Source organism: Micromonospora sp. NPDC005197 (assembly GCF_040608295.1).
Taxonomy (GTDB): Bacteria; Actinomycetota; Actinomycetes; order Mycobacteriales; family Micromonosporaceae; genus Micromonospora.
The window spans coordinates 1-12410 of the sequence record NZ_JBEXHY010000142.1 but is presented as its reverse complement, the minus strand read 5'-3'; the positions used below and the strand labels follow the sequence as shown (position 1 = coordinate 12410).

At 75.5% G+C, this 12410-nt stretch carries 10 protein-coding genes; 5 read left to right on the top strand and 5 right to left on the bottom strand.

Annotated elements, in window-relative coordinates; genetic code table 11:
* Positions 1-236: 236 nt before the first annotated feature.
* Together ABZU46_RS27825 and ABZU46_RS27820 are read left to right on the top strand one after the other, a co-directional pair.
* Positions 237-602, top strand: coding sequence for a helix-turn-helix transcriptional regulator (locus ABZU46_RS27825; protein WP_354862354.1), 366 nt, complete (start codon positions 237-239; stop codon positions 600-602).
* Positions 599-1564, top strand: a complete 966-nt coding sequence (locus ABZU46_RS27820; protein WP_354862353.1) for a hypothetical protein — start codon at positions 599-601, stop codon at positions 1562-1564. Before ABZU46_RS27825 ends, ABZU46_RS27820 begins: the two co-directional genes overlap by 4 nt.
* A 160-nt stretch (positions 1565-1724) precedes the next feature.
* Here the strand turns inward: ABZU46_RS27820 and mptB (ABZU46_RS27815) are convergent, their stop codons facing one another.
* Positions 1725-3227, bottom strand: coding sequence for a polyprenol phosphomannose-dependent alpha 1,6 mannosyltransferase MptB (gene mptB / locus ABZU46_RS27815; RefSeq protein ID WP_354862352.1), 1503 nt, complete (start codon positions 3225-3227; stop codon positions 1725-1727).
* Positions 3228-3283: 56 nt separating this feature from the next.
* The gene (gene mptB / locus ABZU46_RS27810; RefSeq protein ID WP_354862351.1) at positions 3284-4684 is read right to left on the bottom strand and encodes a polyprenol phosphomannose-dependent alpha 1,6 mannosyltransferase MptB; all 1401 of its coding nucleotides are present in this window, start codon (positions 4682-4684) and stop codon (positions 3284-3286) included.
* 44 nt (positions 4685-4728) lie between these two features.
* On the opposite strand from mptB (ABZU46_RS27810), the gene ABZU46_RS27805 reads away from it, so the two are divergent.
* Entirely contained in the window at positions 4729-6387 is a 1659-nt protein-coding gene (locus ABZU46_RS27805; protein ID WP_354862349.1) for a hypothetical protein, read from the top strand.
* Positions 6388-6393: 6 nt separating this feature from the next.
* Here the strand turns inward: ABZU46_RS27805 and ABZU46_RS27800 are convergent, their stop codons facing one another.
* Positions 6394-9432 carry a bifunctional [glutamine synthetase] adenylyltransferase/[glutamine synthetase]-adenylyl-L-tyrosine phosphorylase gene (locus ABZU46_RS27800; protein ID WP_354862347.1) on the bottom strand — a complete coding sequence of 1013 codons (3039 nt, stop codon included), beginning with the start codon at positions 9430-9432 and terminating at the stop codon, positions 6394-6396.
* Entirely contained in the window at positions 9432-10199 is a 768-nt protein-coding gene (locus ABZU46_RS27795; RefSeq protein WP_354862345.1) for a type 1 glutamine amidotransferase, read from the bottom strand. The genes ABZU46_RS27800 and ABZU46_RS27795 overlap by 1 nt, the downstream gene beginning before the upstream one ends.
* 154 nt (positions 10200-10353) lie before the next feature.
* On the opposite strand from ABZU46_RS27795, the gene ABZU46_RS27790 reads away from it, so the two are divergent.
* Positions 10354-11289 carry an LD-carboxypeptidase gene (locus tag ABZU46_RS27790; protein ID WP_354862343.1) on the top strand — a complete coding sequence of 312 codons (936 nt, stop codon included), beginning with the start codon at positions 10354-10356 and terminating at the stop codon, positions 11287-11289.
* A 122-nt stretch (positions 11290-11411) separates the two neighbouring features.
* Here the strand turns inward: ABZU46_RS27790 and ABZU46_RS27785 are convergent, their stop codons facing one another.
* Positions 11412-11585 (bottom strand): hypothetical protein, encoded by a 174-nt coding sequence (locus ABZU46_RS27785; RefSeq protein WP_354862341.1) that lies wholly within the window; start codon positions 11583-11585, stop codon positions 11412-11414.
* A gap of 221 nt (positions 11586-11806) precedes the next feature.
* Between ABZU46_RS27785 and ABZU46_RS27780 the strand changes: the two genes are divergently transcribed.
* Positions 11807-12289, top strand: coding sequence for a hypothetical protein (locus ABZU46_RS27780; RefSeq protein ID WP_354862339.1), 483 nt, complete (start codon positions 11807-11809; stop codon positions 12287-12289).
* The last annotated feature ends 121 nt before the right edge of the window (positions 12290-12410 follow it).

The following is a 12410-nucleotide window of genomic DNA, read 5'->3' as shown; positions in this document are numbered from 1 at the left end:
CTCGCCCCGGACCCTCGGCGACTCTGGGGTGCCCCGGCCGCGACGGGATGCCGCACCGATCCCCCTCGGAACCACTCGCACACACCACCACCCCAAGATCGTTAGGTACACGAGGGGTACAGATGCCGCCCGGAAACACTGGATAACGATGGAAGTTGATATACGACCTACGACCTGCTCAGCGGCTTGATCGAGACCGCCTCCCGGGATACCTTCGCATCCGATATATTACGGCGATGGATACACCACTGCGCGAACCCACCTTCCTGATCCTCACCGCGCTCGCCGCCGAGCCGATGCACGGCTACGGGCTGATCCGCGAGGTCGCCGTTCTCTCCGACAACCGCGTGTCGCTACGCCCCGGGACGCTCTACGGCGCACTCGACCGGCTGGTCGACGCCGGTCTCGTCGAGGTCGACCGGGAGGAGGTGGTGGACAGCCGTCTGCGCCGCTACTACCGGCTCTCCCCCACCGGTGACGCCACCCTGAGCGCCGAGACCGAGCGGCTCCGGCGCAACGTCGAGGCCGCCACCAAGCGGCTGGCCGAGCGGGCCCGCACCGCCCGGCCCGCCACCCCGCGAATCGCCGGAGGGTTGGCATGACCGATCTTGAGCGACGTTACCTGTGGCTGCTGCTCGCCTACCCCACCGAGTACCGGCGCTCCCGTGGCGCCGAGATCGTCGGCACGTACCTGGACCTGGCCACGCCGGGCCGCCGCTGGCCGGCGCCCGCGGACGCCGCGGACCTCCTGCGCGGCGGGCTCCGCCAGCGGGTACGCGCCGCCGGCGTGATCCACCTGGTCCCGGGCGTACGCCTCGCGGCCGCCGTGGCCCTGTTCACCGCCGCCATGGTCGCCGGCATGTGGACGGTGCTCGAACTGCGCCCCGCACCGCCGGGCTTCGGTGAGCCGTCGGTCGGGCCGTTCGTCTCGCTCGGCATCGTGGCGTGGGTCGGCTGGCTGCTCGCCGCGGCGGCGCAGGCGCTGACACCCGGCCTGTGGCACCGACGCGCGGTCGCGCTCGCGGTGGCCCTCACGGTCGCGCTCATCCCCGCCGCCGCGCTCACCGACCTGCCCCGCCCGCCGCTGTTCGTACTGCTCCCCCAGGTCGGGTTGGGGCTGGTGGCGCTCGGCGCGTCCCGCGATTGGCCGGTGTCGCTGCGGGTGACGCCGCTGGTCGCCGCCGTCACCGGTCTGGCGGCGGCGGCGAGCGTGACGCCTTCCAGTTTCGCCTGGACCTACCGCGCGGTGATGGCGGGGCAGGCCCTGCACAACGCCGCCGTGGCGGTGCTCGCGGTGGCCGTGCTGCTCGCCGCGGGACTGGCGCTGCGCGGCGACCACCGGGGCGGCTGGGCCCTGTTGATCCTGCTCACCCCGGTGGGCCTGCTGGCCCTGCAACCGCTGGCCGGGGCCGCGGACGGCATGCCGGCCGCGTTCCCCCCGAACTGGACGACGCTCGCCGCGACGGCGGCAGTGGTCGGCCTGGTCGGTCCCGCCCTGCTGCCGGTGGCACTTGCCGTACGCACCCGGCTGGCCCGGCCCGCCGCGCCGAGCGCCCACCGCTGACCGCACCGCACCGCCCCGCGCCACGCCGCGCCGCGCCGCGCCACGCCGCGCCGCGCCGCGCCGCGCCAAGATCGTGCTCGATCCTGGATGTAGTGGTCTCGATCGCGCCAGAAGCCACTACATCCACGTTCGAGCACGATCTTGCGCGCCGGACCGATGGTCAGGAACGTGGCCGGCGCTCCGGTCCGTTCCGCCGCACCCGCTCCCGCACCCGAAGGAGCAGGAAGAGGAGCAGGACGGTCATCGCCAGGGCGCCGGGGGCCTTGGTGAAGCGGGCCAGGTTGGTGCCGTCGGGCAGGACCAGGAAGGCCGCGACCGCCACCGGCAGCGCGAACCACGTGGTCCGGGCGGAGGTGAGCGCGAGCAGCGCCAGCGGCCAGGTCGCGTACCAGGGGTGGAAGACCGGGGCCAGGACGACGGTGGCGACCAGTGCGAGGCCCGCGCCGTGCAGTGCCGCACGGCACCGCGCCGAGCCGGCCGCCGGCCTGTCCACGCCGCTCGGATCGCGATCATCTGCCCGCAGCTCTCGCGGCGGCGCTCCAGGCGGGCCAGCCCGCAGTTCTCGCCAGGCGCGCCACCACAGCACCAGGAGCACGACCGCGAGCAGCACCAACGCGACCGCGCGGGTCACCGGCACCGCCTGCGGGTCCCGCCCGACCAGCTCGCCCGCGTAGTCGACCACCAATCCCACCGCGGTGGGCGGCGACGTCCACTGCTCGGAGTCTCCGCTGCGGGTCAGCCCGCCCACCCAGCCGAAGTCGAGGCCGGACAGGGCCGAGGTGACCAGCAGCGCGGCCAGCAGCCCGCCGGCCAGCCAGCCGCCGTCGCGCAGCAGCGCGCGTACGGTGTGCCGGCCGTGCACCGCGGCCAGCGCGGTGAACGGGGCGACCACCACGGCGGTGGCCTTCACCGTGACCGCCAGGCCGAGCAGCACGCCGGCGAGCAGCAGCGCTGCGGGCCGGCCCGGCCGTCGGACCACCAGCAGCAGCCCGCACAGCAGCAGCCCGAGCATCACGGCGTCGTTGTGCGCCCCGGCCACCAGGTGCACGCCGACCACCGGCGCGGCCAGCGCCAACCAGGCCGCTCGCCGGGTCGGCACGCCGGCCGCCCGCGCCAGGCCGGGCAGGCAGTACGCCGCCAGGAGCAGGCCCGCCACGGCGATGACCCGCAGCGCCACGATCGTGCCGGTGAGGCCGCCACCGACGCCCACCGCGAACGCCGCGAGCAGCACGAAGACCGGCCCGTACGGAGCAGGCGTGTCCCGCCAGATCGGCGCCACCGTCTCCAGCCACGGGCAGCCGGCCGCCGCCACCGGAACCGCGTACGGGTCGACGCCGTGCGCGTACGTCCAGCCCTGGCAGGCGTACGAGTAGACGTCCCGGCTGCCCAGCGGCGGCGCGACCAGCAGCGGGAGGGCCCACAGCCCGGCGGTGACGTACGCCCACCGGCTCGACGGCGCACCGGCGCGCAGTGACCACCAGGCGCCGACCAGCAGCGCCGTGCCGATGAGCCAGCAGGTCAGCGTCGCCGGGCCGTGCGGGGCTCGCCAGATCGACGCCGGCGTCGCGCCCAGCGGGGCGTCGGGCAGCGCCCCGCCGAGATACCCGGCAACGGTGAGCAGGATCGCGCCGACCAGGCCGGCATACCGGGCAAAACGGGCCACCGAAAGACCGTAGAGCGGCGGCGGTGCGCCGGGAGTGGTTACCGGCGCACCGTCCCTCAGTCGGCGGCGACCGGCTGACGGGCCGCCCGAGCCGACCGTACCAACCGGATGACCAGCACGATCACCAACAGCGTCATCAGCGGCGCCCCGACCGACTTGGTGAACCGGGGCAGCCCGGTGCCGTCGGGCAGCACCAGGAACGACGCGACAAGCGCGACCACCGTGAACCATCCGGTGCGCCGGGCGGTGGCCGCGAGCACGGCCAGCGGCCAGATCCAGTACCAGGGGTGGAACAGCGGCGCGAGGGCGACCGTGGCGGCCAGCGCCAGGGCGGCGTGCCACAGCGGCTCCCGGGTGCGGGCCCGCCACCACAGCCACACCAGCAGCAGCGCCAGCACGGCCATGCCGATCCCCCGGGTGACCGGCAGGGCGTCGAGGTGCCCGCCGAAGGGCACCGCCAGGTAGCCGACGGTCTGGCCGACCGCCGTGGACGGCGACGTCCAGGCGATCACGTCGCCGCCTCGGGCCAGGCCGCCGACCCAGCCGAAGTCCAGTCCGGCGGCGAAGGTCACCCCGACCACGACGGCGACCGCGCCGCCGACGACCCAGCCGCCGTGGCGGATCAGCGCGCGGATCGAGTACCCGCCGACGATCGCGGCCAGCGCCGCGAACGGCACCACGACCAGCGCCGTCACCTTGATCGCGGCGGCCAGCCCGAGCAGCGCGCCACCGGCGAGCAGCGGACCGGGGCGGCCGGGCCGCGAGGCGATCACCGCCAGCCCGGCGACCAGCAGGCCGACCATCAGGGCGTCGTTGTGCGCGCCGGAGACCAGGTGCACGGCGACCAGCGGGCAGGCGAGCGTCAGCCAGACCGCCCGGGGAGCCGGCACGCCGGCGCGACGGGCCAGCACCGGCAGGCTGGCCGCAGTCAGCGCCACCCCGGCCACGGCGATCAGCCGGAACACCACGATCGCGCCGGTCAGCGAGCCGGTGGCCTTGACCACCGCGCCGGCGAGCACCACGAACAGTGGCCCGTACGGCGCCGGCGTGTCGCGCCAGATGTAGGAGATGGTGTCCAGCCAGGGGCAGGGCAGCGCGGACACCCCCTGCTCGTACGGGTTGATCCCAGCGGCGTAGCTGGCGCCCTGGCAGGCGTACGCGTAGACGTCGCGGCTGGCCAGCGGCGGCGCGATCAGCACCGGCAGCAGCCAGAGCCCGACGGTGACCAGCGCCCAGCGGGTCGACGGCACGCGCTCGCGCAACGACCACCAGGCGTACGCCAGCAGCGCGGTGCCGACCAGCCAGGCGGCGAGGACCAGCGGCCCGTTCGGGCCCTGCCAGATGCTGACCGGGGTGGGGCGCAGGGGTGACCCGGGCAGGGCGCCGCCGAGGAACGCGGCGACGGCGAGCAACGCCGATCCGGCCAGTCCGGTCCAGCGCGCGAGGTGGTGAGGCACGCCGGACATGCTGCCAGTACGGTTGTCGCGGTACGGAGGTGGGCATGCGGCGCAGTCGGGTGGTGGCGGTGGCCACCGGTTCCGCAGTCGTGCTCGGCGCGCTCTGGCTGGCCCTGCCGCTGATGGGCTCGGACCTCGCCGCACAGGTCGCCCGGGCGGACTTCTTCGCCGCCCACGGCCTGACACCGATCGATCTACGCTGGTACGGCGGGGTGCAGCAGTTCGGCTACAGCCTCGTGTCCCAGCCGGTGATGGCCCTGCTCGGCGTGCGGGTGACCGGTGCGCTGGCGCTGGTGGCGTCGGCCGCCGCGCTGGCCGCGCTGCTGGTCCGCAGCCCGGTGCCCCGACCGCTGCTGGGCAGCCTGGTCGGCGTGGTCACGCTGACCGGCAACCTGGTCTCCGGCCGGGTGACGTACGCCCTGGGGGTGGCGTTCGGGCTGGCCGCGCTGCTGGCGCTGACTCGGGGCGTACCCCCGCGTCGGCGGCTCGCGCTCGCCGCGGTCGGCGCGCTGCTGGCGTCGGCGACGAGCCCGGTGGCGGGCCTGTTCCTCGGCCTGGCGGGCGTGGCGCTGCTGCTCACCCGCCGCTACGCCGACGGTCTGACGCTCGCTGTCGCGGCGGCCGTGCCGCTGGCCGCGACCGCGCTGCTCTTCGGCGACGGCGGCTGGATGAACATCAGCCGCACCGACACGCTGCGCGCGGTGGTGACCAGCCTGGTGGTGGCGGCGCTGGTGGCGTACCGGCCGGTGCGGTTCGGCGCGCTCCTCGCCGCCGCCGGGGTGCTCGCCGCCGCGCTGGTCCACACCCCGGTGGGGTTGAACGCGACCCGGCTGGCGACGATGTTCGCGCTGCCGGTGCTGGCCGCCGCCGCCCGGCCACCAGCCTGGCTCACCGCCCGCCTCGCCCGCCTCGCCCGCCGGCACGCCGACCGCCCCGCGCCGCCCAATGCCGCCCGGCCCGACGCCGCGCCGCCCAGCACCGCGATGCCCGAGCGGTCGCGGCGTGCTCGCCTGCTGGGCGCTGTGGGCCTGACCGCGCTGCTGGTGGCCGTCTGCGGGTGGCAGCCGCCGGTGGTCCCCGCCGACCTGCGCGGCATCGGCGACCCGACCAGCGCGCCCGGCTACCACGCGCCGCTGCGCGCGTTCCTGGCCGGGCAGCGGCTCACCGGCCGGGTCGAGGTGCCGCCGACGCGCAACTACTGGGAGGCGGCCCGCCTCGGCGAGGTGCCACTGGCCCGGGGCTGGCTGCGGCAGGCCGACATCGACCGAAACCCGCTGTTCTTCACCACCGTGCCCGGCGCGACCGGCACCGGCGTGCCGCTGACCCGGGAGAGCTACCGGGCCTGGCTGGCGGAGAACGCCGTGCAGTACGTGGCGGTGCCGGACGCCCCGCTGTCCTGGGTGGGACGGGCCGAGGCGGAGCTGGTCGAGGGCGGCCTGCCGTACCTGACGCCGGTCTGGTCCGGCGCGCACTGGCGGGTCTGGGCGGTGGCCGACCCGACGCCGCTGGTCGCCGCGCCCGCTGAACTGGTCCGCGCCGACGGCGCGGCGCTGACCTTCCAGGCCCCGACCGCCGGCCCGGTCGCGGTCCGCGTCCGCTACAGCCGTTGGCTGGCCGCGTCCGGTGGCGCCACCGTCTCCGCCGACGGGGACTGGAGCATCGTCACCGTTTCCCACGCCGGCGAGTACACCGTCGGCAGTTGACCGGCGCTACGCCTCCAGCACCCGCTGCGCGGCGGCGCGCGAGCGCCGGCCGGTGCGCAGGTACTCGTCCAGGAACTCCCCCGGGTCGTCGCGGCCGAGCAGCCGGACCACCCCGGCCAGCTCCACCCCGTGCCGGGGCAGTTGGTCACCGGCGCGGCCCCGGACCAGCATCAACGCGTTGCGGACCTGCGCGGCCAGGGACCAGCCGGCGGCCATCTCGGCGGCGTCCGCCGGGTCGATCAGGCCGGCCCGCTCGGCGGCCGCGAGGGCATCGAGGGTACGCGTGCCGCGCAGCTCCGGGATCGCGCCGGCGTGCCGGAGCTGGACGAGCTGGACCGCCCACTCCACGTCGGCCAGCCCGCCCCGGCCCAGCTTGGTGTGGGTGGCCGGGTCGGCGCCGCGCGGCAGCCGCTCGGTCTCCACCCGGGCCTTGATCCGGCGGATCTCGACGACCTGCTCGCGGGTCAGCCCCTCGGCCGGGTAGCGCACCGGCTCGATCATCGCCTCGAACTCGGCGCCCAGGTCGGCGTCGCCGCAGACGAACCGGGCGCGCAGCAGCGCCTGCGCCTCCCACACCCGCGACCAGCGGGCGTAGTACTGCGCGTACGCGGCGAGGCTGCGCACCAGCGGACCCTGCCGGCCCTCCGGACGCAGGTCGGCGTCGACACCGAGCGGCGGGTCGGGGGCGGGCACCCCGAGCAGCCGCCGCAGCTCCTCGGCGATCGCGTGCGCGGCGGCGCTGGCCGCGCTCTCGCCGCTGTCAGCGGGCGGGTCGTAGACGAAGAGCACGTCGGCGTCGGAGAGGTAGTTCGACTCGTACCCGCCCAGCCGGCCCATCCCGATCACCGCGAACCGCAGCCCGGCCGGCGCCGGCTGGCTGGCCCGGGCGGCGCGCAGCGCGGCGGCGAGAGTGGCGTCGGTGACGTCGGAGAGCGCCGTGCCGACCTCGGTGATGTCGGCCAGGCCGACGGCCGGCCGCGTCGTGCCGTCCGGCCGGGTCGGGGTGGGAGCGAGCGCGCCGGCGCGGCAGAGCACGTCGGCGCACGCCACGCGGACCAGTTCCCGGCGGCGCAGCGCCCGCACCGCGCGGGTCGCCTCGACCGGGTCGGTGTGTCGGGCCGCCGCCGCCAGGAAGCCCTCCCGCAGCACCGCCCGTGGGCGCGGCGCCAACTCGTTCTCCTCGGCGAGCAGCCGCAGCGCCTCCGGATCGCGAGCGAGCAGGTCGGCGACGTACCGGGAGAGGGCCAGGACCCGGGCCAGCCGCCGGGCGACGGGACCGCCGTCGCGCAGCAGCCGCAGGTACCAGGGGGTGCTGCCCAGCTTGTCGGAGACCTTGCGGTAGTTGAGCAGCCCCCGGTCCGGCTCCGGCGCGTCGGCGAACTCGCTCAGCAGCACCGGCAGCAGGGTCCGCTGGATGGCCGCGGTGCGGCTCACCCCGCCGGTGAGCGCCTGGAGGTGCCGCAGCGCCCCGGCCGGGTCGGCGAAGCCCAGGATCTCCAACCGGTGCCGGGCGGCCTCCGGGGTGAGCCGCAGCCCGTCGGCCGGCACCCGGGCCACCGACTCCAGCAGCGGCCGGTAGAGCAGCTTGGCGTGCAGCCGGCGTACCTCGGTGGCGTGGGTGACCCACTCGGCCCGGAAGCTCTCCACGGCGTTGCGTCCCGGCGTGGCCGTGAAACCCAGCGCGGCGGCCAGCCAGCGCAGCGCGGACGGCTCGGTGGGCACGGTGTGCGTACGCCGCAGGGCCTGCAACTGGAGCCGGTGCTCGACGCTGCGCAGGAAGCGGTAGCCGCGCAGCAGCGACTCGCCGTCGGCGCGGCCGACGTAGCCACCCGCGACCAGCGCGCGCAGCGCGGGGATGGTGCCCGGCGCCCGCAGCGTCTCGTCGCCGCGACCGTGCACGAGTTGCAGGAGCTGGACGGCGAACTCGATGTCGCGCAGCCCGCCGGGACCGCGCTTGATCTCGCGTTCCAGCTCCTTCGGCGGGATGTTGTCGATGATCCGGCGGCGCATCGCACGGACGTCCTCGACCGCCTCGGGTCGTTCGGCGGCCCGCCACACCAGCGGAGCGAGCTGGTCGATCCACTCCTGGGCCAGCGGCAGGTCCCCGGCGGCCGGACGGGCCTTGAGCAGCGCCTGGAACTCCCAGGTGCGCGCCCACCGCCGGTAGTAGGCCAGGTGGCTGGCGAGGGTGCGCACCAGCGGGCCGCGGTTGCCCTCGGGCCGCAGCGCGGCGTCCACCGGCCAGGCGACCAGCCCGCAGATGTGGATCAGCCGGGTCGCCACCAGGGTCGCGGCGGGCAGGTCGCCGTCCTCGGCCGCCACGAAGATCACGTCCACGTCGGAGACGTAGTTCAGTTCGCCGCCGCCGCACTTGCCCATCGCCACCACGGCCAGCCGGGGTCGCTCGGTGCCCTCCGCCAGCTCGTCGACGGCGATCTCGTACGCCGCGGCAAGCGTCGCGTCGGCCAGCGCGGACAGCGCCGCCATGGTCTGCTCCAGGGCCCGGCCGCCGGTGAGGTCGGCCGCCGCGATCCGCAGCAACGCCAGCCGGTACGCGGTCCGCAGCACCGCCACGGGGTTGCCGTCGCCGGCCGGTTCCAGTCGACCCTCGGCGATCGGCGCGAGCCCGTCCGGGGCGGTGCGCAGCGCCAGACAGTGCTCCGGGTTGGCCACCAGATGATCACCGAGCGCCGACGACGCGCCCAGGACGGCGATCAGTCGACGCCGCAGCCCAGGGTCGGCGAGCAGCTCCGCGATCAGCGGCGAGCTCGCGCCGCTGCCGCCAGGCGCGCCGTCGCCGCTGATGCGCCGTTCGGCCTCGACGATGCGGTGCAGTTGGCGCAGCGCCAGATCCGGGTCGGCGGCCCGGGACAGCGCGGCGAGCAGCTCCCTGGCCTGCTCGTCGACCGGCTCCTGCTCGACCGGCTGCCAGAGGCCCAACCCGTCCGGGCCGAGCAGGTCGGCGGCGCGGGCTCCGCCGTCGCCCTCGGCGACGCCGAAGCCGTAGCGGGCGAGCCGGCCCGGCGCCCTCGTCGGCCGGCTCATCAGTGCCCGAGCAGCGGCAGGCCCCGCCGCGTCGTGCTGTCGTCCAGCTCGCCGAGGGCCAGCGCCGCGAACCGGGCGGCGAACGGCTGCCAGACCTCCTCGACGTCGACCATCACCGAGTCGCAGGCCGCCACGACCAGCTCCGGGTCGTAGCCCAGCTCCGCGAGCTGGGCCGAGTCGGTGGCCCAGTCGGCGATCATCGCGGTGTCGCACTCGATGTGGAACTGCAGCCCCCAGGCCCGGTCGCCGAGCCGGAACGCCTGGTGCGGATACCGGGTGGAGGCCGCCAGCAGGGTGGCGCCCCGGGGCAGCTCGGTGATCTCGTCGGAGTGCCACTGGAGCACGTCCGGGATCAGCGGCACGTACCGGAACAGCGGGTCGCCCTCCGCGGCGTCACGCCGGCCGACCACGCCGGGGCCGATCTCCGGCCCGGACGGGCTCCGCTCGACCAGCCCGGCGTGCGCGGTGGCGAGCAGCTGCGCGCCCAGGCAGACGGCCAGGGTGGGCACGCGGTACCGGACCGCCTTGCGCAGCAGCCCCTCCACGGCCGGGAACCAGGGTGCGCCGGGCGAGCCGTCCGGCAGCGGGTACGCCTGCTGGTCGCCGCCGAGCACCACCAGCGCCGCGTACCCCTCCAGGTCGGCGGGGAGCTCGTCGCCGGCGTGCGGGCGGACCACCCACAGCTCCAGCCCAGCCTCGGTCAGCCACTCACCCAACCGGCGTGCGTCGTCCGTCGGGTCGTTCTCGATCACCAGCGCGGTTGCCACGCGTCGAGGCTAGCCGGTACGTCCCGCAGCGCCACGCCCCGCCACTCGGATCCCCCCCGCCGCGCACCGGGGTTGCTGGCCGGCGCGTGCACCGGCGTCGACGGCCGGCGTTCGCTGCTCGTCAGGCTCCGCGGTGTCGTTAGGCTCTGCGGTTGTGATCAACGAGGATTCGGCAGTCGTCCGCCCACCCGTCCTGCGCCCCGGGGACACGGTGCTGCTGGTGTCACCGTCCGGGCCGACCTCGCCGGAGCGGGTCGCCCGGGGGATGGAGTTGCTCACCGGGTGGGGCCTGCGGCCGGTGCCGGCGCCGAACGCGTACGCCCGCCACGGCTACCTCGCCGGCACCGACGACCTGCGGGCCGCCGACCTGAACGCGGCGTTCGCCGACCCGCAGGTGCGCGGCGTGATCTGCACCCGGGGCGGGTACGGCGCCCAGCGGATCGTGGACGCCATCGACATGGCCGCCGTCCGCCGCGACCCGAAGGTGGTGGCCGGCTTCTCGGACATCACCGCGTTGCAGCTCGCCCTGTGGCGGGGCGCCCGGCTGGCCGGTGTGCACGGCCCGGGAGCCGCCTGGCGGGACGAGCGGACGTCGCTGCGCTCCGCCGAGTCCCTGCACGCGGCGCTGATGACCACCGAGCCGGTGACCGTCGAGGCGGTGCCCACCGAGGAGACCTTCGGCGTACGGGTACCGGGGCGCGCCACCGGCACCCTGCTGGGCGGCAACCTGTGCCTGATCGCCGCGTCGATCGGCACTCCGGACCTGCCCGATCTGACCGGTGCCGTGCTGTTGATCGAGGACGTGCAGGAGCCCCCGTACAAGGTCGACCGGATGCTCACCCACCTGCGCCGCGCCGGAGCGTTGGACGGGCTGGCCGGTGTGGCGGTCGGGCAGTTCTCCGACTGCGGCGACGGCTGGGAGACCACGATCGTCGACGTCCTCACCGAACGCCTCGGCGACCTGGGCGTACCGGTCCTCGGCGGCCTCCCCATCGGCCACGGCCCCGACCAGCTGACCGTCCCGGTAGGCACCACCGCAACCCTGGACACCGACACCGGAACCCTGACGGCCACCCCCGCCGTCCGCTAGCCCCCGCCTCCCACCCTCCCGCCGCCTCCCACCCCGGTGATCAAGAGGTTTGGGTCATTTTCGGGCCGGATCGTGACGCAAACCTCTTGATCACCAGGGTCAGGGGGTGGGGGTCAGGTGGGCTACTGCGCCGATCTCCAGGGCTGCCCAGACTCCGTCTCGCCGTCGGGCCCCAGGCGGGCGATCCCGCCGGCCTGGACCAGCGTCAGCCACAACGCGCCGTCGGGCCCAACCGTGATGCCGTACGGGCCGGTGTCCGACCCGACGAGCGGAATCTCGCGAATCTCGACGGTCATCGCGAGGTGTCCCTCCGTTGGCGGCCATCAACCCTGACCGCCTGACCAACGACGACACAACCGATTTCCCGCGCACCGCCACGATCGGCAGCCCGCTGCTCGACGGGCAGCCCGCTGCTCGATTTTCAGCTCGCTGACAGGGTCGCCACGGGTCGTGCCCAGAATCGCCGGTCACTGTCGGTGACGACATTGCCGCATCACCGACTTTTCTGGAGGACTGCATGTCCCGCACCATCCGTAGGAAGCACCTGCTGGCCGGCCTGGCCACCGCGGGCGTCCTCGGCGTGGGGATCGCCGCCCCGACGATCGCGTTCGCCGCGGGCACCCCGACGCCGACCCCGAGCGCCAGCACCGCCACCGCTCCCGGAGCGAAGGCGGACCGGCAGGGTGAGTTCGCCGAGGCGCTCGCCAAGGAGCTGGGTGTCCCCACCGACAAGGTGACCGCCGCGCTGGAGAAGGTCCGCGAGCAGCACCGGCCCGCCGATCGTCCGGCGCGCCCGTCCGCCGAGGACCGGCAGGCCGCGCTCAAGGAGCGGCTGGACCAGGCGGTCAAGGACGGCAAGCTCACCCAGGAGCAGGCCGACGCCATCACAAAGGCCGTCGAGGCCGGCGTCTTCCCTGGCCCCGGCGGCGGCCACCGTGGGCCGGGCGGCGACCGTGGGCCGGACGGCCACGGCGCTCCCGCGGGTACGCCGGGCAAGTAGCCCGACAGGTCGGCCTCCGACCACCCCGGGCAGGCGTGCCCCCAGGGGTCCCGCGTGATCCACTCCGTTTCGCCGATGTGGCGGCGTCCATCGCACTCGGACACCCCCACAACGGCGACCT

Coding starts and splice junctions, on each gene's coding strand:
- ABZU46_RS27825 (WP_354862354.1), top strand. CDS start 237: ATGGATACACCACTGCGCGAACCCACCTTCCTGATCCTCACCGCGCTC.
- ABZU46_RS27820 (WP_354862353.1), top strand. CDS start 599: ATGACCGATCTTGAGCGACGTTACCTGTGGCTGCTGCTCGCCTACCCC.
- ABZU46_RS27805 (WP_354862349.1), top strand. CDS start 4,729: ATGCGGCGCAGTCGGGTGGTGGCGGTGGCCACCGGTTCCGCAGTCGTG.
- ABZU46_RS27800 (WP_354862347.1), bottom strand. CDS start 9,432: ATGAGCCGGCCGACGAGGGCGCCGGGCCGGCTCGCCCGCTACGGCTTC.
- ABZU46_RS27785 (WP_354862341.1), bottom strand. CDS start 11,585: ATGACCGTCGAGATTCGCGAGATTCCGCTCGTCGGGTCGGACACCGGC.
- ABZU46_RS27780 (WP_354862339.1), top strand. CDS start 11,807: ATGTCCCGCACCATCCGTAGGAAGCACCTGCTGGCCGGCCTGGCCACC.